Annotated in this window: 25 protein-coding genes; 15 read left to right on the top strand and 10 right to left on the bottom strand. The window is 72.7% G+C overall.

Translation table 11 applies throughout. The features are described 5' to 3' along the window. The first annotated feature begins 7 nt into the window (after positions 1–7). The 3 genes from AC6I72_RS21555 to AC6I72_RS21545 all read left to right on the top strand — a co-directional run bounded on the left by AC6I72_RS21555 (position 8) and on the right by AC6I72_RS21545 (position 2,858). A complete protein-coding gene (locus AC6I72_RS21555; protein ID WP_498002757.1) occupies positions 8–841 on the top strand; it encodes a helix-turn-helix domain-containing protein in 834 nt (277 codons plus the stop codon). Next, the gene (locus AC6I72_RS21550) at positions 823–1,113 is read left to right on the top strand and encodes a DUF397 domain-containing protein (RefSeq protein WP_498002755.1); all 291 of its coding nucleotides are present in this window, start codon (positions 823–825) and stop codon (positions 1,111–1,113) included. Before AC6I72_RS21555 ends, AC6I72_RS21550 begins: the two co-directional genes overlap by 19 nt. Positions 1,114–1,337: 224 nt before the next feature. Beyond that, positions 1,338–2,858: an alpha/beta hydrolase gene (locus tag AC6I72_RS21545; protein ID WP_498002754.1), complete on the top strand. Its 1,521-nt coding sequence runs from the start codon at positions 1,338–1,340 to the stop codon at positions 2,856–2,858. A 46-nt stretch (positions 2,859–2,904) separates the two neighbouring features. On the opposite strand, the gene AC6I72_RS21540 is transcribed toward AC6I72_RS21545, so the two are convergent. The 6 genes from AC6I72_RS21540 to AC6I72_RS21515 form a co-directional block, all read right to left on the bottom strand. Then, entirely contained in the window at positions 2,905–4,170 is a 1,266-nt protein-coding gene (locus AC6I72_RS21540; protein WP_498002752.1) for a collagen-like triple helix repeat-containing protein, read from the bottom strand. A gap of 79 nt (positions 4,171–4,249) precedes the next feature. After that, positions 4,250–5,296, bottom strand: a complete 1,047-nt coding sequence (locus tag AC6I72_RS21535) for an SCO2521 family protein (RefSeq protein ID WP_498002750.1) — start codon at positions 5,294–5,296, stop codon at positions 4,250–4,252. Position 5,297: 1 nt separating this feature from the next. After that, the gene (locus AC6I72_RS21530) at positions 5,298–6,263 is read right to left on the bottom strand and encodes an SCO2522 family protein (protein ID WP_498002748.1); all 966 of its coding nucleotides are present in this window, start codon (positions 6,261–6,263) and stop codon (positions 5,298–5,300) included. After that, the gene (locus AC6I72_RS21525; protein ID WP_037854314.1) at positions 6,260–7,177 is read right to left on the bottom strand and encodes an SCO2523 family variant P-loop protein; all 918 of its coding nucleotides are present in this window, start codon (positions 7,175–7,177) and stop codon (positions 6,260–6,262) included. The genes AC6I72_RS21530 and AC6I72_RS21525 overlap by 4 nt, the downstream gene beginning before the upstream one ends. 3 nt (positions 7,178–7,180) lie before the next feature. Further along, complete coding sequence (locus AC6I72_RS21520; RefSeq protein ID WP_498002747.1) at positions 7,181–9,025, bottom strand: SCO2524 family protein; 1,845 nt, start codon at positions 9,023–9,025, stop codon at positions 7,181–7,183. A gap of 73 nt (positions 9,026–9,098) precedes the next feature. Beyond that, the gene (locus AC6I72_RS21515; protein ID WP_498002746.1) at positions 9,099–9,848 is read right to left on the bottom strand and encodes an SCO2525 family SAM-dependent methyltransferase; all 750 of its coding nucleotides are present in this window, start codon (positions 9,846–9,848) and stop codon (positions 9,099–9,101) included. Positions 9,849–10,168: 320 nt separating this feature from the next. On the opposite strand from AC6I72_RS21515, the gene AC6I72_RS21510 reads away from it, so the two are divergent. Further along, on the top strand, positions 10,169–10,711 hold the full coding sequence (locus tag AC6I72_RS21510; protein WP_498002745.1) for a GNAT family N-acetyltransferase: 543 nt from the start codon (positions 10,169–10,171) through the stop codon (positions 10,709–10,711). A 19-nt stretch (positions 10,712–10,730) separates the two neighbouring features. On the opposite strand, the gene AC6I72_RS21505 is transcribed toward AC6I72_RS21510, so the two are convergent. Next, complete coding sequence (locus AC6I72_RS21505; protein ID WP_498002743.1) at positions 10,731–11,186, bottom strand: protein-tyrosine phosphatase family protein; 456 nt, start codon at positions 11,184–11,186, stop codon at positions 10,731–10,733. Between the two features lie 91 nt (positions 11,187–11,277). Between AC6I72_RS21505 and AC6I72_RS21500 the strand changes: the two genes are divergently transcribed. Beyond that, positions 11,278–12,216 carry a dihydrodipicolinate synthase family protein gene (locus AC6I72_RS21500; protein WP_498002742.1) on the top strand — a complete coding sequence of 313 codons (939 nt, stop codon included), beginning with the start codon at positions 11,278–11,280 and terminating at the stop codon, positions 12,214–12,216. 60 nt (positions 12,217–12,276) lie between these two features. On the opposite strand, the gene AC6I72_RS21495 is transcribed toward AC6I72_RS21500, so the two are convergent. Both AC6I72_RS21495 and leuA read right to left on the bottom strand, forming a co-directional pair. Next, positions 12,277–12,975: a TerB family tellurite resistance protein gene (locus tag AC6I72_RS21495; protein WP_498002740.1), complete on the bottom strand. Its 699-nt coding sequence runs from the start codon at positions 12,973–12,975 to the stop codon at positions 12,277–12,279. A gap of 183 nt (positions 12,976–13,158) precedes the next feature. After that, complete coding sequence (gene leuA / locus AC6I72_RS21490; RefSeq protein WP_498002739.1) at positions 13,159–14,880, bottom strand: 2-isopropylmalate synthase; 1,722 nt, start codon at positions 14,878–14,880, stop codon at positions 13,159–13,161. A 368-nt stretch (positions 14,881–15,248) separates the two neighbouring features. On the opposite strand from leuA, the gene AC6I72_RS21485 reads away from it, so the two are divergent. The 8 genes from AC6I72_RS21485 to AC6I72_RS21450 all read left to right on the top strand — a co-directional run bounded on the left by AC6I72_RS21485 (position 15,249) and on the right by AC6I72_RS21450 (position 22,949). Then, positions 15,249–16,319: a M4 family metallopeptidase gene (locus tag AC6I72_RS21485; RefSeq protein ID WP_498002737.1), complete on the top strand. Its 1,071-nt coding sequence runs from the start codon at positions 15,249–15,251 to the stop codon at positions 16,317–16,319. 20 nt (positions 16,320–16,339) lie between these two features. Continuing rightward, a complete protein-coding gene (locus AC6I72_RS21480; RefSeq protein ID WP_037854332.1) occupies positions 16,340–16,606 on the top strand; it encodes a protealysin inhibitor emfourin in 267 nt (88 codons plus the stop codon). Positions 16,607–16,893: 287 nt separating this feature from the next. Further along, on the top strand, positions 16,894–18,234 hold the full coding sequence (locus AC6I72_RS21475; protein ID WP_498002735.1) for a GH1 family beta-glucosidase: 1,341 nt from the start codon (positions 16,894–16,896) through the stop codon (positions 18,232–18,234). Continuing rightward, the gene (locus AC6I72_RS21470) at positions 18,231–19,538 is read left to right on the top strand and encodes an MFS transporter (protein ID WP_498002733.1); all 1,308 of its coding nucleotides are present in this window, start codon (positions 18,231–18,233) and stop codon (positions 19,536–19,538) included. Before AC6I72_RS21475 ends, AC6I72_RS21470 begins: the two co-directional genes overlap by 4 nt. Positions 19,539–19,689: 151 nt before the next feature. Next, positions 19,690–20,778, top strand: a complete 1,089-nt coding sequence (locus AC6I72_RS21465; protein WP_051812609.1) for a PhoH family protein — start codon at positions 19,690–19,692, stop codon at positions 20,776–20,778. 12 nt (positions 20,779–20,790) lie between these two features. Continuing rightward, entirely contained in the window at positions 20,791–21,288 is a 498-nt protein-coding gene (gene ybeY / locus AC6I72_RS21460) for an rRNA maturation RNase YbeY (protein WP_498002732.1), read from the top strand. 6 nt (positions 21,289–21,294) lie between these two features. Continuing rightward, complete coding sequence (locus AC6I72_RS21455; RefSeq protein WP_498002731.1) at positions 21,295–22,593, top strand: hemolysin family protein; 1,299 nt, start codon at positions 21,295–21,297, stop codon at positions 22,591–22,593. After that, complete coding sequence (locus AC6I72_RS21450; RefSeq protein ID WP_037854337.1) at positions 22,590–22,949, top strand: MmcQ/YjbR family DNA-binding protein; 360 nt, start codon at positions 22,590–22,592, stop codon at positions 22,947–22,949. The genes AC6I72_RS21455 and AC6I72_RS21450 overlap by 4 nt, the downstream gene beginning before the upstream one ends. A 33-nt stretch (positions 22,950–22,982) precedes the next feature. Here the strand turns inward: AC6I72_RS21450 and AC6I72_RS21445 are convergent, their stop codons facing one another. Beyond that, positions 22,983–24,479: an MFS transporter gene (locus AC6I72_RS21445; protein WP_498002730.1), complete on the bottom strand. Its 1,497-nt coding sequence runs from the start codon at positions 24,477–24,479 to the stop codon at positions 22,983–22,985. Positions 24,480–24,627: 148 nt separating this feature from the next. Here AC6I72_RS21445 and AC6I72_RS21440 point away from each other — a divergent pair, with 148 nt between their 5' ends. Both AC6I72_RS21440 and AC6I72_RS21435 read left to right on the top strand, forming a co-directional pair. Beyond that, positions 24,628–25,449 carry a helix-turn-helix transcriptional regulator gene (locus AC6I72_RS21440; RefSeq protein WP_498004762.1) on the top strand — a complete coding sequence of 274 codons (822 nt, stop codon included), beginning with the start codon at positions 24,628–24,630 and terminating at the stop codon, positions 25,447–25,449. Between the two features lie 103 nt (positions 25,450–25,552). Continuing rightward, positions 25,553–25,915 carry a cytidine deaminase-like protein gene (locus AC6I72_RS21435; protein WP_498002728.1) on the top strand — a complete coding sequence of 121 codons (363 nt, stop codon included), beginning with the start codon at positions 25,553–25,555 and terminating at the stop codon, positions 25,913–25,915. Positions 25,916–25,957 lie beyond the last annotated feature (42 nt).

Genomic DNA, 25,957 nt, shown 5'->3' with positions numbered 1-25,957 from the left:
GTTGGCGATGGCCAACGGTTCACGCCAGGCGGTCTGGGAGTTCTTCGGCACGGAGCTGAAGCGGCGCCGGGAGAACACGGGGATGACGCAGGTGGAGCTGGGCGCGAAGGTCTTCGTCTCGGGCGGCTACATCGGCCAGTTCGAACAGGCGATCAGAAAACCACAGCTGGACGTGGCCCGGCGCATCGACGAGGTACTGCAAACCGACGGTATTTTCGAGCGGTTGTGCAGAAAGCTGATCGATGATCCGCGGTACGCGGAGTATTTCGCGAGGGCGGCGGAGCTGGAGGCGCTGGCCACTGAGATCTACGAGTTCGCGCCCGCACTGGTACCGGGACTGTTGCAGACACGGGATTACGCCTGGGCGGTCACCGTGTCGATGAACCCGTTCGCAGTGGACGAGTACATCGAGGAGAAGGTGGCAGGCCGCCTGGAACGAGCGCGCATCCTCCAGGACGCCGCGCGTCCGATGTACTGGGTGGTGCTGCACGAGAACGCACTGCGTATCCCGGTCGGAGGACCGGCGGCAATGGCGGAGCAGCTCGAAAGCATCGCGCGGATGGCGCATGAGCGGACGGCAGTGGTGCAGGTGCTGCCGTACGCGGCTGGCCCATACGCACTCATGAACGGGATGCTGACGCTCATGGAGTTCGACGACGCCCCGACAACGGCCTATACAGAAGCGGTGTATTCGGGGAACCTGCTGGACAACCCAGCCGTGGTCAAGCGTGCCCGGGCCGCATACGATCAGATCAGGGCCGCCGCGCTGTCGCCGGAGGCATCCCTGGCAATGATCGAGTCTGCGGCGGAGGACTTCAGACGATGCGCGAGTACGACTTGACCAAGGCCCGCTGGCGGAAGAGCACCTTCAGCGATGGCAACGGCGGAAGCTGCGTAGAGGTCGCATACGACTTCCCCGGCGCCGCCCGCTGGCGCAAGAGCACGTACAGCGACGGCAACGGCGGCGACTGCCTCGAAGTGGCCGACGGAGTCCCCGGCATCGTCCCCGTCCGGGACAGCAAAGTCCCGGACGGCCCCGTGCTGGTCGTGCGGGCGGCGGCCTGGGCCCGCTTCGTCGGGGACGTGGTGCGCCCCGGCGCGGGCGGTGTCTGATCGGGCAGCGCGCTGCTGGAGACCGACAGCAGCGCGGGCGCGGTCTCGCGGGGCGGTGGCGGCACCGCCCCATGGTGCACGGCACCGGCAACCGGCCGGAAGCAGGTCACCGGCCAACTCCGTGAAGAGGGCGCTCCCTAGGGATCACTGAGGGGGTAAACCCCCGGACGGGAAAACCAGTTGGCCGGATGGGGCGGGACGCGCCGGTCCGCGAGGCTCCTCTCATGACGACACAGCGCACGGACACCACCACCCGCACCCGCAGCCGCCGCAGAGCCGCCCTCGTCGGGGTCTCCGCGGTCCTCCTCGGGGCCACCGCGCCCGTGACGGCGTCGGCCGCCGCCGCTGCCCCGCCCCGGCAGGACACCCTCGCCTGGACGACGTGCGCGGGCACCGGTCTCGACCCGCGCCGGCAGTGCGCGACCCTGGACGTCCCCATGGACTACGCCGACCCGCACGGCCCGAGCATCTCGATCGCCCTCTCCCGCATCCCGAGCGAGAAGCCGTCCGCACGGCGCGGGACGCTGCTGCTGATCCCGGGCGGACCCGGCGGGTCCAGCCTCAACGACCCCTCGGGGAAGGGGCAGAAGCTCCCCGAGGAGGTGCGCGAGAAGTACGACCTGGTCGGCTTCGCACCGCGCGGCCTGGCGCCCTCCACGGCCGTGGACTGCGGACTCGACCACGGCGACCTGGCCACCTCCCGACTGCGCCCGTGGCCGGCCGCCGACGGCTCGATCGCGGGGAACCTGACCGACGCGCGGCGCATGGCACAGGCCTGCGCGAAGAACGGCGGGGAGCTGATCCGGCACCTCGGCACGGTGAACGAGGCCCGCGACATCGACCGCGTCCGGGCGGCGCTCGGCGAGGACAAGCTGTCCGCGTGGGGCGTGTCGTACGGGACGTACGTGGGAGCCGTCTACAACCAGCTCTTCCCGCGGCGCGTCGACCGCATGGTGCTGGACAGCAACGACAACCCGGACCCGGCCCTGGTCAACCGTGCCTGGCTGGGCGCACACGAGCAGGGCGTGGAGGACACCTTCCCCGACTTCGCGGCCTGGGCCTCCAGGCCCGGCAACCCGGACCGGGTGGCCGAGCGGGCCGAGGACGTACGGCCGCTGTTCCTGCGGCTCGCCGCCCGCCTGGACCGCACCCCGATCCCGTGGCCCGGCGCCAACCCCGAGGAGCTGAACGGGAACGTGCTGCGCCAGACCATGCTGGACACCTTCTACTCCCCGTCCAGGTACCCGGACCTGGCCAGGCTGATGCTGGCCGCGCAGCGGGGCACCGTACCGCCCGCGCCGCAGGGTCCCCCGGAGGCGGTGCTCCAGAACGTCGCGGCCGTGGGCGCCGGGACCCTGTGCAACGACGTCGCCTGGCCGCAGTCGGCGGCGGCGTACGAGAAGGACGTGGCGGACAGCCGCGCCGCGTACCCGCTCACGGCGGGCATGCCGCGCAACGCGATGCTGTGCGCCGCCTGGCCCTACCCGCCCCGGCAGGCCCCCGTGCGGATCACCGGCCACGGCCCGTCCAACGTGCTGCTCGTGCAGAACGAGCGCGATGTCGCCACCCCGCTCAGCGGCGCCCTGAAGCTCCGCTCGGCGCTGGGCCGGCGCGCGGTCATGGTCACCGTGAACTCCACGGGCCACGACGCCTACCTGGCCAACGGCAACGCCTGCGGCGACAGCACGGTCTCCCGCTTCCTGGCCACCGGCCGGCGCCCGGCGGCGGACGCGTACTGCCGCTGAGGGAAGGGGCCGCGGGGCTGCCGGGGGCCGCCCCGGCCGGCCCCGCTCAGCCCTGCTCGGTCCCGTCGACCATCCAGGTGCCGTCCTCCTCGTCGTCGACACGGACCTCCAGCTCCCGCACGCCCATGCCCGCCTCCCACAGTTCCGTGAAGCGCTTCATACGGTCCTGGACGTGGTCGTGGCGGGCGATGAGGCGGGTGCGGACGTTGACGTCCCGCAGGTCCTGGTCGATCTCGAAGGACACCTCCCCGTCGTAGACGACGAAGTCGTCGGTGGTGCCGCGCTGGAGGTGCGGCGGCAGCTCGGGCAGCACCGACACGCGCACCTCGATGCCCAGCACCTCCTGTTCCTCGCACAGCCGCAGCAGCCGGTCGTCGAGTTCGCGGGCGCTCGCCAGCAGGAACACCCTGCGGATCGTCACGCCACGCTCCTGCACCGCCTCCTTCTGCGCCTGGAGGTAGCGGGCGGCGGGCTCGCTGTTCCAGAACTCGCGGTCCACGGACGTGCTGGTGGTGCAGATGGACTCCTCGGCGGCGCGGGTGAGGGACAGCATCCAGTCGTGGTTCTCACCGGGGCACTCGGCGCTCAGGTTGGTGAGGTCGGTCATGTGGCCGACGACCCGGCTCATCTCCAGGCGGACGAAGGTGTAGAGGATCGACGGGCCGGGGGCCAGCACCTCGGCGAAGCTCTTGGCCAGTTCGGGCACCCCGTCCGCCCGGATCCGGGCCGGCTGGAGGTAGGGCTCGCCGACGGACCGCTCCACCTCCGTGAACCGGCTCTCCACCAGTTGCCGCATGTCGTCGGTGTGGCGGGTGAGGCCGGTGTCCAGCCGGTCGTCATGGCGGCGCAGGCCGTCCCGCACGGTGGCGGCGGTCTCCGTCAGCAGGGTCTCGGTCCGCCTGGCGTGCGCGTCCAGGCGCCTGGCGTACTCCTCCGTCCGCCGGTCCGGGCCGAGGATCTGCTGGACGAGGACCACGGCGGCGGCGCACAGGGCGGCGGCCCCGGCCTGCCGGGACAGCGCGGTGTGCGGGGCCAGCAGCGCGGTGACGGACCAGGCGAGGGCGCCGGTGACGACACCGGCCGCGATCCGGCGCACCCACCGGGACGGGCCCGGGTGACCCGTCCGCCCCGGTCCGGCGGCCAGGGCCGAGCGGATCCTGCCCGCCGTGCCGGACGCGGGCCGCTCGCCGCGCGGACCGGCCGCGGCGGGGCCGCCCGGTCGGCCGGCGGCGGGGACCGCGGGTCCCGGTGCGGCGGCCGTACCGGGCGTGCCCGCCGTGCTCTCGGGCTGAGGTGACTGTGCCGTGCTCATCTCGCTTCTCCCCCCGTTGGGATACGCGTGCGGATCGGGATGCGGGGATGTGCGGTGGAGGACCTGCCGGAGCGTCCGGTCAGGGAACCGGCTCCACCTCCCGGTGCAGCGAGGGGATCGCGTGCAGGGTGAGCTGGTCGCGGATGCGCTGCACCTGCGCCTGCCACTGGCGGGTGAAGCCGGGCCGGTCCTCCAGCACGTCCCACAGCGGCGCCAGCTCCCGCGCCACCCGGGCCCGTGGCATCCACAGGTGCAGCAGGTGGTCGACGGCGGGCCGCAGCGCCCTGACGACGGTGGGACGGTCCCCGGCTCCCGGCCGGGCCCGCGCGGGCGGGGTCCGGGCTCCCAGGCTGATGCCGTCCAGCAGGCGGACCAGGGTGGTCAGCAGCCAGTCGTGCAGGGCCAGGTCGTCGCAGAGCCCGGCGATGTCGGCGGCGGGCGTGCCCTCGGGCACCCGCAGCCGCACGGTGCGCAGCTCGTCCTCCGCGAGGGTGAACCGCTCGATGGACGGGCCGGCGTCCCCGTCGGCGGGCAGCGCCGCCCAGCGCAGCCGGGTGGGGCGGGAGCGCAGCGGCGGGCACTGGTCGAGCAGGGGGTGGCGCAGCAGCCGGGTGAGCAGCCCGCCGGCGACGAGGCCGACGTCGAGGTCGCCGTGGCGTCCGCCGCCGAGCACGCCCTCGGCGACCGCCTCGTGCGGCAGCTTCCCGAACGGCTCCAGGAGACCGGGCCGCACCAGGTACTGTCCCCAGGGGCGCCGCTGGTCGGGTCCGGCGGCGGTGAGGCGGAAGTAGGCGGAGGTCTGCAGGACGCGGCCCTCGGTGAGCGCGGCCCGCGCGGCGACCGTGCCGACGGCCCGTACCCGTGCGCCGTTGACGCTGGGCAGCGGGCAGTCGACGCCGGTGAGGGTCTCCGGGGAACGCGCGTAGAGGTTGGGGCGCTCGGAGAGCAGGACGCGTTCGTCGGCCCGCAGGGCGAGGAGCTGGGCGGCGGACCGGATGTCGAGGGCCTGCCCGGCGGGCAGCAGGCAGGTGCGGGTCTCGCCGCAGGCCAGCACGGCGGGCGGCGTGGTCCTCGCCGGACCGGCGGCCGCCCCGTCGCGGCCCCTGGCCGCGGAGGTGTCGGCCATGTCACGGCCCCGCGTAGAAGACGTAGGAGACGCGGTCGGCCACCGAGTCCGGGACGGTGACCTTCTCGCGGGCGGACCGCTCGGTGACCTGCTCCAGCGCCCCGCGGTCCACCTCGGTCTGGTCGAGGATCACCCGGACGGCGTGCTCGACGGGCAGGAACCGGCTGGGCAGCACCGAGCAGGTGCGGTAGGCGGCGAACGGGTCTGCGCGGGCGTTCAGGCGCAGCAGCGGGGGCAGGTCGTCCCAGTCGTCGGGTAAGGCCGCGGGGGTGTCCGGGTGCGGGACGAAGAGGGGCTCCCCCTCGGTGCGCAGCAGTCCGAGGCGGCCGAGCTGCCACACCGCGGCGAGGAATGGGCAGGACCAGGTGCGCCGCCCGTCGGCGTCCTCGCTCCACAGTTCCACGTCGAGGAAGACGGAGTGGCGGCGGGCCGCCGTCTGTCTGGGCGGCTCCCAGGCGACGGCGGTCTTCATCGCCTGCGGGGCGCGGGCGACGGGACTGCGCTCGCCGTTGGCCAGCCAGCCGGTCTGCGCGGCCGGCGGCCGGCCGCCGTAGCTGCCGGGCGGGGGCTCCTCCACGAGCCGGCCGGCCACCGCCTCGGCGACGGGCACCTTGCCGGTGACGGCGCAGCCGGACTCGCGGGCCAGGTAGTCCACGGCCAGTCCGGCCCGCTCGGCCTCGGCCAGCAGCAGGGGGACCAGTTCGGCGGGGCTGGAGAACCGCGTGAAGTAGTCGTCGATCAGGAAGCAGGTGCTGATGCGGGGGCGCCGGCCGCCGGTGCGGACAGCGGCGGCGGCACGGGCCGCCTCGGCCCAGGGCCGCACCTGGGCGAAGTGCTCCCGCAGCCGCTGCGGGCCCGCCTCGAAGTCCTCCATGTAGAGGTGGCCCAGCTCCAGTGACAGGTGGGACAGCGGCACCGCCTGGGTGCGCGGCTGGGCCGCGGTCTCACGGAACACGGCCTCCGTCACAGCTGCCCCCAGTACGTGTCGTCCGTCAGGCGCCGGGCCAGCTCCTCCAGCGCCTCCAGGGTCTCCTTGTTCGCGATCTGGGTGGAGAGCACGTCCTCTTCGGTGATGAGCTGTTCGCGCCACTGGAGGATGGGTTCCAGGGGCACGATGCCGAGGACGACGCTGTCGCCGATGCGGTGCTCGGCGGCGAGCCGGCGCAGTGCCTCGTCGCAGGCCTGCATCCACGCGGCCTGGGCGGGCGAGCCGTGCGACCACAGCGGCGACTCCGGGTCGGGTACGGCGGCCCGTACGAACCGGATCGCCGCCCGCAGGGTCTGCTCGTCGTGGCCGCGTTCCACACCGCCCTTGATGATGCCGTGTTCCTTGTGGACCAGCCCGGACGCGGCGATCACGTGCTGCCGGGTCCAGCGGTGGAAGACGAGCCAGCGGTGGGGGACGTTGCGCATCCGCGGGTGGGCGGTGGCCGCGAGGACCATGTCGACGGCGTAGCTGCGGCCCGCGCTGAGGTCGACCACGATCAGGTCGAACTCGGTGTTCAGCCGCAGCAGCAGGTCGATGCACCGCTCCAGGGCCTCCTCGCCGGTGGCGAACTCGCCGCCGCCCGCGTCGCCGGGCAGGAGGACCAGCCGGCCCGACTGGTTGGGGCGGGCCCGCAGCAGGGGGTGTTCGGTCTGCCGCCAGACGTCGATCCTGGCCGGCTCGGTGATCTCACCCTCCAGGTAGGAGTGCAGGCCACGTTCCTCGGTGCCGCGCACCGCGGAGGGGACGTCGAAGACGGCGGCGGCCGTCGGCGAGCCGAAGTCGAAGTCCACGTAGGCCACGTGGTCGCCGGTGAGGGCGCGCTGGTAGGCCAGGTTGGCGCTGGTGACCGAGCGGCCCGTGCCCCCTTTGTCGGAGGCGGCGAAGACGAGCACGGCTCACACCTCCTGCGCGGCGGCGCCCCTGGCCTGGGCCAGGGTGTCGAGTTCCTGGAGGACGGGCAGCGCCAGCGCGAAGGCGGTGGCGGGCCGGTCGTCGAGCAGGCTGCGGGCGTGTTCCAGGCGGCTCTCGATGCTCCGCATCGTGCGGCCCCGGCCGCCGTCGGAACCGGCGGACGCCTCCAGCTGCTCCTTGCCGAACAGGTGGGTGGCCTCGCTGAGCAGTTCCCGGGCCAGCTGGGCCAGTTCAGGACTGCGGATGGGCTCCTGCTCGTACAGGTTGCGGGCGGCCACCAGGCACTCGGTGATGCGTTCGGTGATGCTCCAGGACAGGCGGGGGGCCGCGCCGCGGGCGTCGGGGTAGACGTTGCGCACGTCGTCCCAGAGATCGGTGCCGGTGCCCTCTTCGATCCGCCGGTTCCACAGGTGTCCGAAGGTCTGCTCGGCCAGCCGCAGCAGACGGTCCTGCGCGTCGATGTTCCGGGAGAGTTCGGCGAGCTGGACGATGCGTTTGAGGAGCTGCGCGGAGAAGTCGGTCATCCGCCACAGCAGGAGGCTGCCGGAGCGTTCCGAGCCGGCCAGCGGCATGGTGACGCCGGGGTTGTGCAGGGCGATGGTGGGGTCGTTCCGGGTCATCCGGCTGGTGACCCGGCCGCGGTCGGCCAGGCGTTCCATGATGGCGACCGTGCGGGTCAGGTCGTCGTCGGTGGCCTTCCGGCGGACCAGGTCGTGGACGAGAATGGCGGCGACGGTCAGCGAGAAGTACTCGGACTCCAGCCGCAGGCCGGTGGTCTGCCAGGGCAGGTCCTCCAGGGGCCAGCGGTCGTCGCCGAACCGGGCGACGGCGGACCAGTACTGCTGGCTCAGCTCCCAGCGCAGGCGCAGTGCCTCGGAGAGTTTCTGCTGGTCGGCGTCGAGCAGCCCGAGGGTGAGGGTGCGCTCGGAGAACAGGTCCTGGATGCCGTCGAGGGCGACCACGGTGAAGTAGACGTAGGGCAGCCGGTCGGCGATGCCGTCGGGCTGGCCGGGGACCTGGACGTCCAGGTCGGTGACGCGCGGCGCGTCCCGCACCACGCCCCACGCCCAGCCGCATTCGAAGAGCTGGCTCTCGTCGCGGATGCTCTCGTCGACCTGGATGCCCCGGGTGAGGCTTTCGATGATCGTGGCGCGCAGCGGGCGCAGGCGGCGGGAGAACTGCTGGAGGACGGCCCGGTCGGACTGCCGGTTCTGCCCGATGACCTGGATCAGGCGCTTGCCCTGTTCGGACTCGGCGTCGAAGACGTTGACCGTGAAGGAGCGCAGGAGGCTGATCATCGCGGAGGTCAGCCGGGCGTTCGTGGCCTCGCGCAGCTCCTCGATGGCCCGGCGGACCTCGGGGCGGGTCGTGGTGGCCTCGTAGACCTTGAGGAAGCCGAGGGTGGCCAGGCACAGCGTGACGGACATGGAGTAGGAGTCCACCACGCCCAACTGGGCCTGGGCGTGGGTGATCTCGCCTTCCGGGTCGGACGGTTTGAAGTAGTGGCCGCCGGAGAAGGTGGGGCTGTCGTCGGGGCCGGTGTGGGTGCGCATGAACTGGGTGAGCGCGGTGATCAGGTTGAGCGGGATCTCCAGCCGGCTGCCGATGCCCTCCAGGGCGCGCAGGACGTCCCGCTCGGTGGTGTCGGGCTGGTCGAGCCGGAAGGCGGGCACCTCGGTGGCGGGATACAGCAGGCACAGCAGGCGCTCGGCGTCCGCGACGCTGCTCAGCCCGTCGGTGTCCCCCGTGACGAGCTTGCCGTCCTCGAACGAATGACGGGCCGTGGCCCGCCAGATGTCCAGCAGATGCTGCCGTGGCTTGATCTGCATCCCCGCACCCCTCGTACAGATCCCGTTGCCGTGCGCCTGTGCCCGTTTCCGTGCTCAGACATGGTCCCCGTTCCTATGGAGCGGCAATCTCCCCTTTGCGCCGTCCCAGGGCGAGGATCATCCCCTCGTGTCCCGGCCTCACCACGTGGTGCAGATCATGGATCTCCAGCTCGGCGGTGAACGGCTCCAGGCTCTCCCGGGCCCGGGCCTCGTTGACCCGGTAGGCCGGGTAACGGTGGTCACCGACCTGGTAGCCGACCGACTCCTTCATGAACGCGACGGCGAACGGGGCCCGGTCGCTGAGCGCGTTCATGAAGCACCGTACGCCCCGCTGGAACTCCTCGGGGCACTCGGACATCGAGTCGGCGACGAAGAACATCGTCCCGATGTCCCAGCGCCGCCGTCCGTCGAGGTCGAACAGGTTGGCACGCTCCACCCGGACGATCTCGCTGACCCGGCCGCGCGGTTCGACGTCCCGGTAGGCCGGCGCCTCGCGGAGCACCTCCCAGAAGGCGTCCCATTCGCTGCCGAAGCCCTCCGGGGCGATCTGCCGCTTCAGGTACTCGATGTTCGGCGGGGCGTACTCGAGCAGGAGGACCTTCTCGCACCACGGAAGCATGGACAGGGCGGGGTACAGGTTCGCACCGGCGCCGACGTCCACGCCCCGCACCGAGCCGGGGACGGACCCCGCGAAGCAGCGGCCGAAGTAGTCGCGCAGCAGCCGCACGATCTGCAGATCGGCTTCGAGCGGGGTGCGGTAGTTGTTGTCGACGTACACCTCTGGATCGAAGTTCGACCACGGGGCGTCAGCGTTGCGATCCATAGTCACCCTGCCGCGTTCCATTCGTTTGCGAGCCGATCCATGTGCGCGAGCCTCGTGGACACCGGCAGATGAGCGGCGGACGTCATTCCCCGCACGGTAGGCCGGAAACACGTCAGTCCCCCCGTGCAGGCCGCACCCGGTGCACCCCGGCGCACGTCAGCACAGCCGGGCGCACGCCCTAACTCGCCCTTGCAGAAAGGAACTTGGAGACCCCACTGTGTCAGAACGAGCAGCCGGCCGCCACACCGGGGCCTCAGCCCTTCGAGTGAGCGGACCGGCTCCGTCGGGTTGACGTCCGCAGGTCCTGACTGGGGGGTGGCATGACCGCCGAACCGCTGGAACGTTTCCTTGACCGCCACGAGCAGCTCACCGCACCCGTGCCCCACCCGGGCCCCCTCGTCCTGCGCACCGCGCACGAGGAGGACCTGCCCGAACTGCAGCGGCTGGACGAGGAGGTCTTCCAGGAGGTCGCCTACCCCGGTTTCCTGCTGCGGCAGCTCTACGACATGTACGCGGAGCACCTCCTCGTCCTCGACGACGGCACCGGCCGGCTGCGCGGCTACGTGCTGGCCGCCACCACGGCGCTCGGCCGCGACAGCTGGATCCTCGGCCTGTGCGTCACCCCCGACCGGCGCCGCCACGGACTGGGACGGGAACTGATGGAAGCGGTCCTGGACCGGCTGCGCCGCACCGGCATCCAGCAGGTCCGGCTCACCGTCGAGCCCTCCAACCGGGCCGCGATCCTCCTCTACCGCTCCCTGGGCTTCCGTCCCGAGGAGCCCGACGCGGGCCTGCGCCCCGACTACTTCGGGCCCGGCATGGACCGCCAGGTGCTGTGCCTGGAACTGGCCCCGGGCACCTGAGCGCCGGCGGTCCGGCCGCTCAGCCCGGCTGCGGCGCGAACCCCCGCACGTACCGCGCCTGCCAGGGCGTCTCCACCGCGTGCCGGTCGTAGTGCTCCCGTACGTAGGCGACCGCCTCCCCGGGCGGTACGCCGTCCAGGACGGCCAGGCAGGCCAGGGCCGTGCCCGTGCGGCCGCGGCCGCCGGCGCAGGCGAACTCCACGCGGTCGGTGGCCGTGCGCCGCAAGGCCCGCGCGTACACGTCGCGGGCCGCCGCGCGGTCCGCGGGCAGGCGGAAGTCGGGCCAGCGCAGCCAGTGCGACTCCCAGGGGAACTCCTGCGGGGGCCGGCCCAGCAGGTAGACGCCGTACGTCGGGGCGGGCGCCGTCCGGTCCAGGGGACGGCTGAGGCCCCTGCCCCGCACCAGCCGGCCGGAGGGGAGCCGCAGGACGCCCGGGGCGTTCTCGTCCCAGGCGGGTTCGGACCGCTTGCTCATGGGCGTGGCGCCCCCTTCCTGCGTGTCCCGGTGCGGCGCGGCGACTATACAAGGCAGGTGTCGTCGCCCACCGCCGTTCCCGGGAGTCCGCATGACCTTCCCCGCGCCGCTGACCGGTGTCGTCCCGCCCGTTTGCACCCCGCTGACCCCGCAGCGGGAGGTGGACGTGGACTCGCTGCTGCGGCTGGTCGACCATCTGGTGGCGGGCGGGGTGCACGGGCTGTTCCTGCTCGGCTCGACCTCCGAGGCGGCGTTCCTGACGGACCGGCAGCGCCGGCAGGTGGTGGAGGCCGTCGTCGCGCACGTGGGCGGGGCGCTGCCGGTGCTGGCCGGGGCGATCGACATGAGCACCGCGCGGGTGCTCGACCACGTCGCCGCCGTCGCCGCGGCGGGCGCGCAGGCCGTCGTCGTCACCGCGCCCTTCTACGCCCGCGCCGCCCACCCGGCGGAGATCGCCCGCCACTACCGCCGCGTCGCCGCCGCCAGTCCGGTCCCGGTGCTCGCCTACGACATCCCCGTCTCCGTGCCCGTCCGGCTGCCCGCCGGGCTGGTCCTGGAGCTGGCCGCCGAGGGGGTGCTGGCCGGGCTGAAGGACTCCAGCGGGGAGCTGGGCGGTTTCCGGGAGGTGGTGGCCGGGGTGCGGGAAGGGTCCGGCACGGCCGGGTTCAGCGTGCTGACCGGGTCCGAGCAACTGGTCGACGCGGCCCTCGCGCTGGGCGCCGACGGCGCGGTGCCGGGGCTCGCCAACGTCGACCCGCACGGCTTCGTCCGCCTCTACCGGCTGGCGCGCGCCGGTGACTGGGAGGGCGCCCGGACCGAGCAGGAGCGGCTGTGCGCGCTGTTCGGGCTGACCCGCGCCGGGGATCCGGCCCGGATGGGGCCGGGTTCCTCCGCGCTCGGCGCGTTCAAGGCGGCCCTGCACCTGCGCGGTGTCATCGACTGCCCGGTCACCGCCGAGCCGCAGATCCCGCTGACGGCGCGGGAGGTGGCGGGGGTGCGCGGGCACCTCGCCGCTGCAGGGCTGCTGTAGCGGGCCGCCGGCAGGACCGGCGCGGCGCCCGTCGGCCCGCTGCCGCCCGCCCTCACCGGCTCACGACGGTGTCCTGGCCGCCGCCAGCAGGCGGGTCACGTCGTCCGTGGGGATGGTCAGGGCCGCGCCGACGGTGGTGAGGACGTCGCGTTCGGCGGGGATGTAGGGGCCGTCGGCCAGGGCGACGCGGGCGGCCTGGAACAGGATCGCCTCGCGGCCGGCCGGGGCGAGGTGCGGGGCCAGCGGGTCGAGGGCCTCGTGCAGCTCTATGGTCAGGCCGGGGGCGCACGGCTGGTCCTCGTACACCCGGCCGGTGTCCGCGGCCAGCGCCTCGACGAGGGCGGCGAGCTGCTCCTCGGTGCAGTCGGCGAAGCCGGCGGCGCGGACGCCGGAGGCGGCCGTCTCCAGGGCCGTACGGGAGGAGGTGCCGCCCGCTGAGAGGACCGCGAGGGCCACGGTGTGCACGGCGTCGCGCAGCATCGCGGAGAAGCGGGAGGTGGTCGGGTGGTCCAGGGCCTCGGTGCCGAAGCGGCCGGTGCAGGCCGCGCACTCCACGACCGGTGCGGCGGTGCCGCGGGGCAGCAGCGGCACCCCGAGGACGGTGAAGCGGCGCCGGCCGCTCAGCCGCTGGTAGTTGCGGTCGCCGCCGCAGCCGGGGCAGAAGAACTCGCCGTCGCCCACGGGTGCCCAGGCGGTCCGGGTGCCCAGAATGCGGGCAAGCCTGGCGGCACGGCCGTTTCGTCCCCGTACTGGCAGCACGTCGCACCTCCGTAACCACGCGGCAACATCGCCGCGTGGGCGTGATGTTAGCCACATCGGTGAGGCTGAGTCAGTACCCCGGACGAGACCTTTCCGTGACCTGGCCGGTAAACGACGGCCACGACGACGGGCCCCGGCCGCCCGTTCAGGCGACCGGGGCCCGGAAAGCGCCGGTCAGGGTGATCAGCGGGCCGCGCGGTTGACGGCCGAGACGACCGCCTTCAGCGACGCACGTGTCGTGTTCGCATCGATCCCGATCCCCCACAGGACCTTGTCCTCGATCGCGCATTCGATGTAGGAGGCGGCCTGCGCGGAGGCGCCCTCGCTCATCGTGTGCTCCTGGTAGTCCAGCAGGCGCACGTCGACGCCGATGGCCTGCAGGGCGTCGAAGAACGCGGAGATCGGGCCGTTGCCGGAGCCGGTCAGGACCGTGTCCTCGCCGTCGACGGTGGCCTCGACGGTGAGGGTGTCCACGCCGTCGGTGTCGGTGGTCGACTGGCCCGTCCTGACCTGGATGCGGCCCCAGGGGTTGTCCGGGTTGGGCAGGTACTCGTCCTGGAAGGTCGCCCAGATCTCGCCCGGCGTGACCTCGCCGCCCTCGGCGTCCGTCTTCGCCTGGATGATCTTCGAGAACTCGATCTGCATCCGGCGCGGCAGGTCCAGCTTGTGGTCGTTCTTGAGGACGTAGGCGATGCCGCCCTTGCCGGACTGCGAGTTGACGCGGATGACCGCCTCGTAGGAGCGGCCGACGTCCTTCGGGTCGATCGGCAGGTACGGCACCGCCCACTCGATGTCGTCGACCGTGACGCCCTTGGCCTTCGCGTCGGCCTCCATGGCGTCGAAGCCCTTCTTGATGGCGTCCTGGTGGGAGCCGGAGAAGGAGGTGTAGACCAGGTCGCCCACGTACGGGTGGCGCGGGTGGACCTCCATCTGGTTGCAGTACTCCCACGTGCGACGGATCTCGTCGATGTCGGAGAAGTCGATCTGCGGGTCGACGCCCTGCGAGAACAGGTTCATGCCCAGGGTGACCAGGTCGACGTTGCCGGTGCGCTCGCCCTGCCCGAACAGGCAGCCCTCGACGCGGTCGGCGCCGGCCATGACCGCCAGCTCGGCCGCCGCCACCGCCGTGCCGCGGTCGTTGTGCGGGTGGACGGACAGGCAGACGTACTCGCGGCGGGACAGGTTGCGGTGCATCCACTCGAAGCGGTCCGCGTGCGTGGACGGCGCCGAACGCTCCACCGTGGCGGGCAGGTTGAGGATGATCTCGCGGCCCGGGCCCGGCTGGTAGACGTCCATGACCGCCTCGCAGACCTCCAGCGCGAAGTCCAGCTCGGTGTCGGTGAAGATCTCGGGGCTGTACTGGTAGCCGAACTCGGTCTCCGGGCCCAGCAGCTTCTCGGCGTACTCCATCACCAGGCGGGTGCCGTCGACGGCGATCTGCTTGATGTCGTCCCTTGAACCGCGGAAGACGACCCGGCGGAAGACCGGCGCGGTGGCGTTGTACAGGTGGACGGTGGCCCGCTTGGCACCCTTCAGCGACTCCACGGTCCGCTCGATCAGGTCCTCGCGGGCCTGGGTCAGTACGGAGATCGTGACGTCGTCGGGGATCGCGCCCTCCTCCTCGATGATGGAGCGCACGAAGTCGTAGTCGGTCTGGCCGGAGGCCGGGAAGCCGACCTCGATCTCCTTGTAGCCCATCTTGACCAGCAGGTCGAACATGGCGCGCTTGCGGGCGGGCGACATCGGGTCGATCAGCGCCTGGTTGCCGTCACGCAGGTCGGTGGAGAGCCAGCGGGGGGCGGCGGTGATCCGCTTCTCGGGCCAGGTGCGGTCGGGGATGTCGACCTGCTCGTACTGGCCGTACTTGTGGACCGGCATGGAACTGGACTGCTGGCGGTTGACCATGGTGGCGGGGGCTCCTCTGGATTTCCGCGGTGGCGCGGGTGCCGGAAAGACGGCCGACGGCGCAACGCCAGACTCCGCGGGGAGGGGGTCGGCCTACGACTACAGGCCCTCGCCGCGGCAGCTAAGGAGAAGCAGCCCGAAACGCATGGTGCTGTGCAGCCTAGCCGAGCCGCGCCGGACGCGCGGGCCCGGTCCAGTATGCGAAACGCGGAGCCCGAAAAGGGGCGAAGGGGGCAAAGAGTGCGCCAGGTCACTCCATGCAGCCACCCTTACCCTTCGCGACCACGACACGAACCCCTTGCCCTGATATTTCACCAATCAAGGTTGCAGGTAGTGACTTTGACGTCACGCAGTGCGATGGTCGACGTATGACGACCCACGGGGGCTCCGAGCCCGTCTTCTGCACCATCGTGCCGCCGCACGTCCTGGACCGCCTCGCGCGGAACGAGGACCCCGCCCTGTCCGGTCCGGCCCGCCGCAGCCTGCAGCGCGACGCCATGGAGCGCACCCGCAGGCGGCTGACCACCGTCGTCGGCGCGCCCGCCGTCGCCCCGCCCGCCGGCAAGCAGGCCGAGCAGCCGCACCGCACGGTCTACGACGCCCGCCACGGCACCGACCTGCCCGGCACCAAGGTCCGCAGCGAGGGCCAGCAGCCCGGCAAGGACGCCACGGTCAACCGCGCCTACTCCGGCCTCGGCGCCACCTTCGAGCTGTACCTGAAGGCGTACGGCCGCGACTCCATCGACGGCAGCGGCCTGCCGCTGGACGCGACCGTGCACTACGACGAGAAGTACAACAACGCCTTCTGGAACGGCGAGCAGATGGTGTTCGGCGACGGGGACGGCGAGGTCTTCCTCGACTTCACCATCCCCGTCGACGTCATCGGCCACGAGCTGACCCACGGCGTCACCCAGCACACCGCCAACCTCGCCTACTTCGGCCAGTCCGGCGCGCTCAACGAGTCGGTCTCCGACGTCTTCGGCTCGCTGATCAAGCAGTACACGCTCGGCCAGAGCGCGGGCGAGGCCGACTGGCTGATCGGCGCCGGACTGCTCGCCCCGCGCGTCACCGGCACCGCGCTGCGCTCCATGAAGGCCCCCGGCACCGCCTACGACGACGACGTGCTCGGCAAGGACCCGCAGCCCGCCACCATGGACGACTACGTGCACACCGGCAGCGACAACGGCGGCGTGCACATCAACTCCGGCATCCCCAACCACGCCTTCTACCTGGTCGCCACCGCGATCGGCGGCAACGCCTGGGAGAAGGCAGGGCAGATCTGGTACGACGTGCTGACCGGCGGCAAGCTCAAGGAGGACGCGGACTTCGCGGACTTCGCCACCCTCACCGTCCAGGCCGCCCGGGAGCGGTACGGCGCGGGCGACGCGCTCCAGGCCGTGCAGAAGGCCTGGGAACAGGTGAAGGTGCGGACACGCTGATTCCGTACTAGACACGTCCCATGCGTATTCAGGTACGGCGCACGGGCGGGTTCGCGGGCATCGAGCGGCGGGCCGAGGTGGACACCTCGGGGCGGCCCGATGCCCCCGAGTGGCACGCCCTGGCCGAGAAGGCACTCGCCTCCGGCCGGGACACGCCGCCCGCCGGGGTTCCCGACGGCTTCCACTACGAGATCACCGTCGACGGCCGGACGGTCCACACCGCCGACCCCCGGCTGAGCGAGGACGAGCGCGCGCTGATCTCCAGGGTGCTCAAGGAGGGCGCCTAGGCCCTGGCGTCAAGTTCCCGCCTGCATCGCGACGCCATGCACGCACTCTCGCCGCACCGGGCCCAGACCCGAGTACGTCCAGTACGAGGGTCAGGGCCCGGCACGCCGAGAGCACGCACCTGACGCCGCGAGGCCCGCCCTCCGGGCGGACGACGGGAATGGGACGACAGGACCTAGCCGAGGGCGCCCGCCGGAGGACGCGCGGCCGGGGGCGCGCGCCCTGACCTCAACCCCCTTTTCTCGCACGGCCGTTGACTTCTGTTACCGCCGGTACGGATGATCCGCGCATGGCGACTGACACAGGCACCACAGGCACTTCAGCCGGGGCGGTCCCCCGGTTCCCGGACGGCTTCCTGTGGGGCGTGTCCACCTCGGCGCACCAGATCGAGGGCGCGGCGGACGCGCGGGAGGCGTCCGTGTGGGACACGTTCACCGCCGAGCCCGGCCGGATCAAGGACGGCTCCACGGCGGCGGTGGCCTGCGACCACGTCCACCGCCACGCCGAGGACGTCGCCCTGCTGGCCGGGCTCGGCGTGGACGCCTACCGCTTCTCCGTCTCCTGGCCCCGGGTGAACTCCCCCGGTGGCCTCGACTTCTACGACCGGCTCGTCGACGACCTGTGCGCGGCCGGGGTGCGCCCGGTGCCCACCCTCTTCCACTGGGACCTGCCGGCCCGCCTCGACTGGCTCCGGCGGGACACGGCCGCGGAGTTCGCGGAGTACGTGGCGGTGGTGGCGGAACGGCTCGGTGACCGCGTCACGAAGTGGATCACCCTCAACGAGCCCGCCGAGCACACCCTGCTGGGCCACGCGCTGGGCGTGCACGCCCCCGGCAAGCGGCTCCTGTTCGACGCGCTGCCCGTCGCCCACCACCAGCTCCTCGCCCACGGCCTCGCCGTCCAGGCGCTGCGCGCGGCCGGGGCCACGGACATCGGCATCGCCAACTCCCACGGCCCCACCTGGCCCGCCTCGCCGGAGGCGGCGGACGTGGAGGCGGCCGGCCTCTACGACATGCTGCTCAACCGCCTGTTCGCCGAACCGCTGCTGCTGGGCCGCTATCCGGAGGGCGTCGGCGAGCTGATGCCGGGCTCCCCGCAGGACGTCGAGGCCGACCTCGGGGTGATCGCCGAGCCGCTGGACTGGTACGGGATCAACTACTACGCCCCCGCCCGGGTGGGCGCCCCGCAGGGCACCGACGCGGAGTTCGGCGGGATCACGCTCCCCGCCGAACTGCCCTTCGCGGTGCGGCAGATCGAGGGCCGCCCCCTCACCGACTTCGGCTGGCCCGTCGTCCCCGAGGGCCTGACGGAACTGCTGACCGGCTTCCGCTCCCGCTACGGCGACCGCCTCCCGCCGGTCGTCATCACCGAGAACGGCTGCTCCTACGACGGCCTGGACGACCAGGACCGCATCGCCTACCTCGACGGCCACCTGCGCGCCCTGCACCGCGCGATCACGGCGGGCGTGGACGTCCGCGGCTACTTCGTCTGGTCCCTGCTGGACAACTGGGAGTGGGCCGAGGGCTACGCCCGCCGCTTCGGCCTGGTCCACGTCGACCACGAGACCCGGCGGCGCACCCCCAAGGCGTCGTACGCCTGGTTCCGGGACGTACTCCGGGCCCAGAGATGACCCGGCCCGAGCGCCCCGCGAAGACGCCGGGTCCGGCCGCACCCGGCGGGCCGGGGGCGGGCGCCGGGCCGGATCCGCTCGGGGAGCCGGCCGAGCCGGTCGGGCGGGGGTGGACCGGCGCGCTCTCGCTGGCCAACGGGGCGATCTGGGTGGGCTGGTACGGGCCGCTGCAGATCCTGCTCGCCTCCCAGGCGAAGGACTTCGCCCCCGGCGCCGGCATGTCCAAGGAGACCCTGCTGGCCTGGGTGACCGGGGCGGGCGCGGTGGTGTCGCTGGTGGCGAACCCGCTCTTCGGCGCCCTGTCGGACCGCACGACGGCCCGCACGGGCCGCCGCAGCCCCTGGATCGTGGCCGGGGCCGCGGGCGGCGCGCTGTCGCTGCTGCTGCTGGCGGGCGCGGGCTCGGTCGCGGTCATGGCGGCCGGCTGGTGCCTGGTGCAGCTGACGCTGAACGCGGCCTTCGCGGCGGTGACGGCGGCGGTGCCGGACCGGGTGCCGCGCGCGCAGCGCGGCTCGGTGGGCGGCTGGCTGGGCGCGGCGCAGATCCTCGGCGTGGTCGGCGGGACGGGCCTGGCGACGGTGGCGGGCGGCACCGGCGCCGGGTACGCGGCCTGCGCGGTGTTCACACTGGCGGGCGTCCTGCCGTACGTCCTGCTCCACAGGGACCTGCGACTGGCACCGGCGGACCGGCCGCCCTGGTCCTGGCGCGGCTTCCTGGGCGGGTTCCTGCTCAGCCCGCGCCGCCACCCCGACCTCGCCTGGGCCTGGCTGACCCGCTTCCTGATCAACCTCAGCAACTCCCTCGTCCTGCTCTACCTCCTCTACTACCTGCGCGACCGGGTCCGGTACGCCGACCCCGAGCGGGGCGTGCTCGTCCTGACGGCGGTGAACGGGCTGACCCTGCTGGCCACCGTCGTGGCCGGCGGGGCGTGGTCGGACCGGGTGGGCCGCCGCAAGCCCTTCGTGCTCTGGTCCGGCGTCCTGATGGCGGTGGCCACGGCCGCCCTGTCCGCCTGGCAGACCTGGCCGGGCGCGATCGTCGCGGCGGCCGTCCTCGGCGTCGGCTTCGGCGTCTTCACCTCGGTCGACTTCGCGCTGATGACCGACGTCCTGCCCACGGCCCTGGACCGCGGCAAGGACCTCGGCGTGATCAACGTCGCCAACGCCCTCCCCCAGGTCGCGGCCCCGGCGCTGGCGGCGCCGGTCGTGACGTACCTCGGCGGCTACCGCGTGCTCTACCTGACCGCGGCGGTGATCGGGCTGGCCGGGGCGGTGCTGGTGGCCCGGATCCGGGGCGTGGACTGAGGAGCCGCCGCCCGCCGGGGCCGTCCGGGGCGGGGCGGCACCGAAAAGCCCTACGGCGTTGTCACCGCGCCGTCGTACCCTGGGAAGCGCGAGGCCGCCCTCAGCTGTGCGGCCGTGACGAGGAGGAATCGCAGGCGTCGAGCGCCGGCCCATGACTCAGACACCCGCAGCCAACACCCCCGCGCAGGGGCAGGCGAGAGCACAGTTCACCGTCCCCGCCCAGCACCCCATGGTGACTGTGCTGGGTTCCGGTGACTCCCTCCTGCGCGTGATCGAGAAGGCCTTCCCGGGGGCCGACATCCATGTCCGGGGCAACGAGATCAGCGCGGTCGGCGCCACGTCGGACGTCGCCCTGATACAGCGCGTGTTCGACGAGATGATGCTGGTGCTCCGCACCGGGCAGCCGATGACGGAGGACGCAGTGGAACGCTCGATCGCCATGCTCAAGGCGAGCGAGAACGGGGAGAGCGACGGCCAGGAGACCCCGGCCGAGGTGCTGACGCAGAACATCCTGTCCTCGCGCGGCCGCACCATCCGCCCCAAGACGCTCAACCAGAAGCGGTACGTCGACGCCATCGACAAGCACACGGTCGTCTTCGGCATCGGCCCCGCCGGTACCGGCAAGACGTACCTGGCCATGGCCAAGGCGGTGCAGGCCCTGCAGTCCAAGCAGGTCAACCGCATCATCCTGACCCGCCCCGCGGTCGAGGCCGGCGAGCGCCTCGGCTTCCTGCCGGGCACGCTGTACGAGAAGATCGACCCCTACCTGCGCCCGCTGTACGACGCGCTGCACGACATGCTCGACCCGGACTCGATCCCCCGGCTGATGGCCGCGGGGACGATCGAGGTGGCGCCGCTGGCGTACATGCGCGGCAGGACCCTGAACGACGCGTTCATCATCCTGGACGAGGCGCAGAACACCAGCCCCGAGCAGATGAAGATGTTCCTCACCCGCCTCGGCTTCGACTCGAAGATCGTCATCACGGGTGACGTCACCCAGGTGGACCTGCCCAGCGGCACGAAATCCGGACTGCGGCAGGTGCAGGAGATCCTGGAGGGCGTCGAGGACGTCCACTTCTCCCGGCTCTCCTCGCAGGACGTCGTACGGCACAAGCTGGTGGGCCGTATCGTCGACGCGTACGAGAAGTACGACAGCCAGCACGGCACCGAGAACGGCGGCGTGCCCAAGGGCGGCCGAGCCAGGGCCGCCGGTCACGGGCACGGGCACAAGGGGAAGTAGACCAGCACGACCATGTCGATCGACGTCAACAACGAGTCCGGAACCGAGGTCGACGAGCAGGCGATCCTCGACATCGCCCGCTACGCGCTCGCGCGGATGCGCATCCACCCGCTCTCCGAGCTCTCGGTGATCGTCGTGGACGCCGACGCCATGGAGCAGCTGCACATCCAGTGGATGGACCTGCCGGGGCCGACGGACGTCATGTCCTTCCCGATGGACGAACTGCGTCCGCCGGGCAAGGACGACGACGAGCCCCCGCAGGGCCTGCTCGGCGACATCGTGCTCTGCCCGGAGGTCGCCGCCAAGCAGGGCGCCGAGGCGGAGACGCGGCACTCCATGGACGAGGAGCTGCAGCTGCTCACCGTCCACGGCGTGCTGCACCTGCTCGGCTACGACCACGAGGAGCCGGACGAGAAGGCCGAGATGTTCGGTCTCCAGGCGGCGATCGTGGACGGCTGGCGTGCCGAGCGGGGCCTGGAGGGCCCGTCCCCGGCACCGACGGTCTCGTAACCGCCGATGAGTCCACAGATCGTCGTCGGCGCGGTCGCCCTGGTCGTCGTCGCCTGGCTCGCCGCCTGCGCGGAGGCGGGCCTCGCGCGTGTCTCCAGCTTCCGTGCCGAGGAGGCCGTGAAGTCCGGCCGCCGGGGCGGCGCCAAGCTCGCCCAGGTCGCCGCCGACCCGACCCGCTACCTGAACGTGGCCCTGCTGGTCCGTGTCGCCTGCGAGATGGCGGCGGCCTCGCTGGTCACCTACGCCTGCCTGGAGGCGTTCTCCGGCACCGGCGAGGCGCTGGTGGCCGCGATCGCGGTCATGGTCCTCGTCTCCTACGTCGCCGTCGGGGTGTCCCCGCGCACCATCGGCCGCCAGCACCCGCTGAACACGGCGACCGTGGCGGCGTACGTGCTGGTGCCGCTCGCGCGGATCATGGGCCCGGTCCCGTCGCTGCTGATCCTCATCGGCAACGCGCTCACCCCGGGCAAGGGGTTCAGGCGCGGCCCGTTCGCCTCGGAGGCCGAGCTGCGGGCGCTGGTGGACCTGGCCGAGCAGGAGTCGCTGATCGAGGACGATGAGCGCCGGATGGTGCACTCGGTCTTCGAACTCGGCGACACCCTGGTGCGGGAGGTGATGGTGCCGCGCACCGACCTCGTCGTCATCGAGCGGTACAAGACCATCCGCCAGGCCCTCACGCTCGCGCTGCGCTCCGGTTTCTCGCGGATCCCGGTCACGGGCGAGAGCGAGGACGACGTCGTCGGCATCGTGTACCTGAAGGACCTGGTGCGCCGCACGCACATCAGCCGGGACGCGGAGAACGACCTGGTGTCCACGGCGATGCGCCCGGCCGTCTTCGTTCCGGACACCAAGAACGCCGGTGACCTGCTGCGCGAGATGCAGAAGGAACGCAACCACGTCGCCGTCGTCATCGACGAGTACGGCGGCACGGCCGGGATCGTCACCATCGAGGACATCCTGGAGGAGATCGTCGGCGAGATCACCGACGAGTACGACCGTGAGCTGCCGCCGGTGGAGGACCTGGGCGAGGGCCGCCACCGGGTCACCGCCCGCCTCGACATCACCGACCTGGGCGAGCTGTACGGCCTGGAGGAGTACGACGACGAGGACGTGGAGACGGTCGGCGGGCTGCTCGCCAAGGCGCTCGGCCGGGTCCCGATCGCCGGGGCGTCGGCGGTCGTGGACCTGCCCGACGGGCGGGCGCTGCGGCTGACCGCGGAGTCCGCCGCGGGCCGCCGGAACAAGATCGTGACGGTGCTGGCGGAGCCGGTGGAGCCGCCCGAGGACGCGGAGAAGCCCGAGTGACGCCCCAGGAGCTGCGCGCCCTGTGCCTGTCGTTCAACGCGGCCGTGGAGGACTTCCCCTTCAACCCGGAGACCTCCGTCTTCAAGGTGCGGGGCAAGCTGTTCGCGCTGACGGCGCTGGACGCGCGGCCCCTGACCGTCAACCTCAAGTGCGACCCCGAGGACGCGGTGCGGCTGCGCGGCGAGCACCCGGGGCTGATCGTCCCCGGCTGGCACATGAACAAGCGGCACTGGAACACGGTCACGGCCGACGGCGAACTCCCGGACCGGCTGGTCCGGGAGCTGGTCGAGGACTCGTACGACCTGGTGGTGGCCGGGCTGCCGCGTGCCGAGCGGCTCCGCCTCGACCGCCCCTGAGACCTCCGGGGCGGCCGGGAGCCGCGCGGCCGCTCAGGCCGCCGGGCTCTGCGCGGCCTTCCGGCCGCGCAGGCCCAGTCCGACCAGCACCGCCGCCGCCAGCACGATCGCCGCGTCCAGGGCGAGCACCGTGCGGACACCGGCGAGCAGGTCGTCGGAGGTGGTGGCCAGCACGCCCAGCAGCGGGATGCCGACGGTGATGCCGACCTGCTGGGTGGAGGTGACCAGGCCGGTGGCCAGGCCCTGCTCCTCGTCGGGGACGCCCGAGGTGACGGTCAGGCCGTAGGAGACGATCGCGCCCAGGTGGCACATGCTGGCCAGCGAGACGGCGGCCGTGGCCAGCCACACCGACCAGGACCCGGTGCCCAGTCCGGGCAGCGCGGCGATCAGCGCGCCCTGCCCGGCCAGCGAGCCGGCCAGCGTGCGGCGGGCGCCGAAGCGGCCGATGACCTTGGCGGCGTACGAGCCGGCGACCACCGAGAGCACACCCTGCACCCCGAAGACCATGCCGGTCTCGAAGGCCGACAGGCCCAGGATCTCCTGGAGGTACAGGGTCAGGACGAAGATGACCGTCGACATCATCGAGAAGGTGACCAGACCGCCCACGTTGCCCCAGGCCACCGTGCGGCGGCGCAGCATGGGCAGCGAGACCAGCGGGGCGGCGGAACGGGACTCCACGACCACGAACGCGGTCAGCAGGGCGAGGCCCGCCATCAGCGTCACCAGGACGTCGGCGCGGCCGAAGCCGTGGTCGGCGGCGGTGGACAGGGCGTAGATCAGCGCGAGCAGGCCGGTGGTGACGGTGACCGCTCCGGGTACGTCCAGGCGCGGACGGTCGGGGGTGCGGGACTCCGGCAGCAGGCCGGGGGCCAGCGGCAGCACGATCAGCGCGAACACGGTGAGCAGCGCCATCGTGGAGCGCCAGCCGAACGCGTCGGTGAGGACGCCGCCGGCGACCATGCCGACGGTGAAGCCCAGCGACAGCAGGGTGCCGGAGATGCCGAGGGCGCGGTCGCGGGCCGGGCCCTCGGGGAAGGTGGTGGTCAGCAGGGACATGCCGGTCGGCACGATCGCCGCCGCGCCCAGGCCCTGCAGCGCCCGTCCGGCCAGGAAGGAGGCCGGGTCCCAGGCGAGGGTGGCCAGCAGCGAGGAGACGCCGAACACGGCCAGCCCGGTCAGGAACAGCCTGCGCCGGCCGAACAGGTCGCCGGCCCGGCCGAACAGCAGCAGGAAGCCGCCCGAGGGGAGCGCGAACGCGGTGACCGCCCACTGGAGCGCGGACCGGCTCATGCCGAGGTCGGCGCCCAGGTCCGGCAGGGCCACGTTCAGGACGGAGAAGTCCAGGGCGACCATGAACTGGGCCGCGCACAGGACGAAGAGGACCAGCTTGTCACGCGTCGACAGCCGGGGGGCGCCGGACGCCGTCCCGTCGGGCCCGGGGGCGGCGGGAGCGGGGGACGCGGTCGTGGACGGGGTGGTCGTGGGTGAAGGGGCCGCGGACGCGGTGTCCGTGGTGGTGTCGATCGCCATGGGCAAGAGCTTGGTGCGGCCGGAACACCCGTGGGGAGTCGCCACTTATGGTGGTGGTGGCACCACCAGACAGCACGAGGGGGATCGGTACGTGCCCGACACGGACGTGTTCAAGAGTCAGCGGCGGCGTGAGCTGCGCGAGTTCCTGATGAGCAGGCGGGCGAGGGTGACACCGGCCGAGGCGGGGCTGCCGGACGGCGGTGCCCGGCGGCGCACGCCCGGGCTGCGGCGCGAGGAGGTCGCGGTGCTCGCCGGGGTGGGCGCCTCCTGGTACCAGTGGCTGGAACAGGGCCGCGACATCTCCGTCTCCCCGCAGGTCCTGGACGCGGTGGCGCGGGTGCTGCGGCTGAGCAACGCCGAGCGCCGGCACCTGTACCTGCTCGCCGGTCTGAACCCGCCCGCACCCGAAGTGGCGCCCGGGAAGCGGGACATGTGCGAGGGTCTGCGGCGGCTGATCGACACCTGGATGCCGTACCCGGCGCACATCATGGACCTGTACTACAACTGCGTGATGTACAACGACGCCGCCGCGGTGGTGCTGGGCATGCGCCCGGACATCACGCAGAACTGCCTGGTCGACTTCTTCACCGACCCGCTGTACCGCTCCCGTTCGCAGAGCTGGGAGCGCAACGCGCGCACCGTCGTCGCCCAGTTCCGCGCCGCGTGCGCCGCCCGTCCCGGTGACGAGGGGTACCAGGCGGTCCTGGACCGGGTCTCGCAGGCCAGCGAGGAGTTCACGGCGCTGTGGGAGGAACAGGACATCGAGGAGCCGGGGCAGGTCCGCAAGGAGCTGGAGCATCCGCTGGTGGGTCTGCTGTGCGTGGAGTCGACGGCGATGAAGGTGCCGGCCCGGCCGGACCTGACGGTGGTGCTGCACACCCCGCTGGACGAGGCGAACACGGCGTCGAAACTGGAGTGGCTGGCCTCGCCGGAAGGACGGCGCGGGGCGATGTACCCGGTGGCGGGGTGAGGCGTCCCGTGGCGCGCCGGGGGCCCGGCGGCGGACCGGGCCGTACGGCCGCCGGCGCGGCACCGGACACCTGGGCGCCGGTGCGGCTCCGTATGCTCGGATCATGACCGAGAGCAACGCGCTTGACGCCGAGGACCGAAAGATCGTCACCCTGGCCCGTTCGGTACGGGCCCGCAACGGCGTGCCGGAGGGCGCGGCGGTACGGGACGAGACGGGCCGGACCTACGCCGCCGGTTCGGTGCACCTCGCCTCGCTGAAGCTGAGCGCCCTGCAGACGGCGGTGGCGATGGCGGTGGCGTCCGGGGCGACGTCACTGGAGGCGGCGGCCGTGGTCAGCGAGGCGGAGGGGCTGGCACCCGAGGACCTGTCCGCCGTGGGCGACCTGGGCGGGGCCGGGACGCCGGTGCTGCTGGCGGGACCCGACGGCACCGTGCGCCTGACCCGGCCCGCGGGGGCCGCCGAGTAGGCCGCCCCGCTGCCGGGAGGGCCGCGCGGGCCCGGTGAGGGC

It is taken from the genome of Streptomyces sp. Xyl84, from assembly GCF_059731885.1.
The sequence above is the reverse complement of the archived record's forward strand: the minus strand, read 5'-3'. Positions and strand labels throughout refer to the sequence as shown.

Bases quoted from the DNA above. Each gene is read 5' to 3' on its own strand.
- AC6I72_RS21505 (WP_498002743.1), bottom strand. From the start codon at position 11,186: ATGAGCAAGCGGTCCGAACCCGCCTGGGACGAGAACGCCCCGGGCGTC.
- AC6I72_RS21510 (WP_498002745.1), top strand. From the start codon at position 10,169: ATGACCGCCGAACCGCTGGAACGTTTCCTTGACCGCCACGAGCAGCTC.
- AC6I72_RS21470 (WP_498002733.1), top strand. From the start codon at position 18,231: ATGACCCGGCCCGAGCGCCCCGCGAAGACGCCGGGTCCGGCCGCACCC.
- ybeY (WP_498002732.1), top strand. From the start codon at position 20,791: ATGTCGATCGACGTCAACAACGAGTCCGGAACCGAGGTCGACGAGCAG.
- AC6I72_RS21515 (WP_498002746.1), bottom strand. From the start codon at position 9,848: ATGGATCGCAACGCTGACGCCCCGTGGTCGAACTTCGATCCAGAGGTG.
- AC6I72_RS21520 (WP_498002747.1), bottom strand. From the start codon at position 9,025: ATGCAGATCAAGCCACGGCAGCATCTGCTGGACATCTGGCGGGCCACG.
- AC6I72_RS21485 (WP_498002737.1), top strand. From the start codon at position 15,249: ATGACGACCCACGGGGGCTCCGAGCCCGTCTTCTGCACCATCGTGCCG.
- AC6I72_RS21535 (WP_498002750.1), bottom strand. From the start codon at position 5,296: ATGGCCGACACCTCCGCGGCCAGGGGCCGCGACGGGGCGGCCGCCGGT.
- AC6I72_RS21435 (WP_498002728.1), top strand. From the start codon at position 25,553: ATGACCGAGAGCAACGCGCTTGACGCCGAGGACCGAAAGATCGTCACC.
- AC6I72_RS21555 (WP_498002757.1), top strand. From the start codon at position 8: ATGGCCAACGGTTCACGCCAGGCGGTCTGGGAGTTCTTCGGCACGGAG.
- AC6I72_RS21500 (WP_498002742.1), top strand. From the start codon at position 11,278: ATGACCTTCCCCGCGCCGCTGACCGGTGTCGTCCCGCCCGTTTGCACC.
- AC6I72_RS21480 (WP_037854332.1), top strand. From the start codon at position 16,340: ATGCGTATTCAGGTACGGCGCACGGGCGGGTTCGCGGGCATCGAGCGG.
- leuA (WP_498002739.1), bottom strand. From the start codon at position 14,880: ATGGTCAACCGCCAGCAGTCCAGTTCCATGCCGGTCCACAAGTACGGC.
- AC6I72_RS21440 (WP_498004762.1), top strand. From the start codon at position 24,628: ATGAGCAGGCGGGCGAGGGTGACACCGGCCGAGGCGGGGCTGCCGGAC.
- AC6I72_RS21545 (WP_498002754.1), top strand. From the start codon at position 1,338: ATGACGACACAGCGCACGGACACCACCACCCGCACCCGCAGCCGCCGC.
- AC6I72_RS21475 (WP_498002735.1), top strand. From the start codon at position 16,894: ATGGCGACTGACACAGGCACCACAGGCACTTCAGCCGGGGCGGTCCCC.
- AC6I72_RS21455 (WP_498002731.1), top strand. From the start codon at position 21,295: ATGAGTCCACAGATCGTCGTCGGCGCGGTCGCCCTGGTCGTCGTCGCC.
- AC6I72_RS21550 (WP_498002755.1), top strand. From the start codon at position 823: ATGCGCGAGTACGACTTGACCAAGGCCCGCTGGCGGAAGAGCACCTTC.
- AC6I72_RS21540 (WP_498002752.1), bottom strand. From the start codon at position 4,170: ATGAGCACGGCACAGTCACCTCAGCCCGAGAGCACGGCGGGCACGCCC.
- AC6I72_RS21465 (WP_051812609.1), top strand. From the start codon at position 19,690: ATGACTCAGACACCCGCAGCCAACACCCCCGCGCAGGGGCAGGCGAGA.
- AC6I72_RS21445 (WP_498002730.1), bottom strand. From the start codon at position 24,479: ATGGCGATCGACACCACCACGGACACCGCGTCCGCGGCCCCTTCACCC.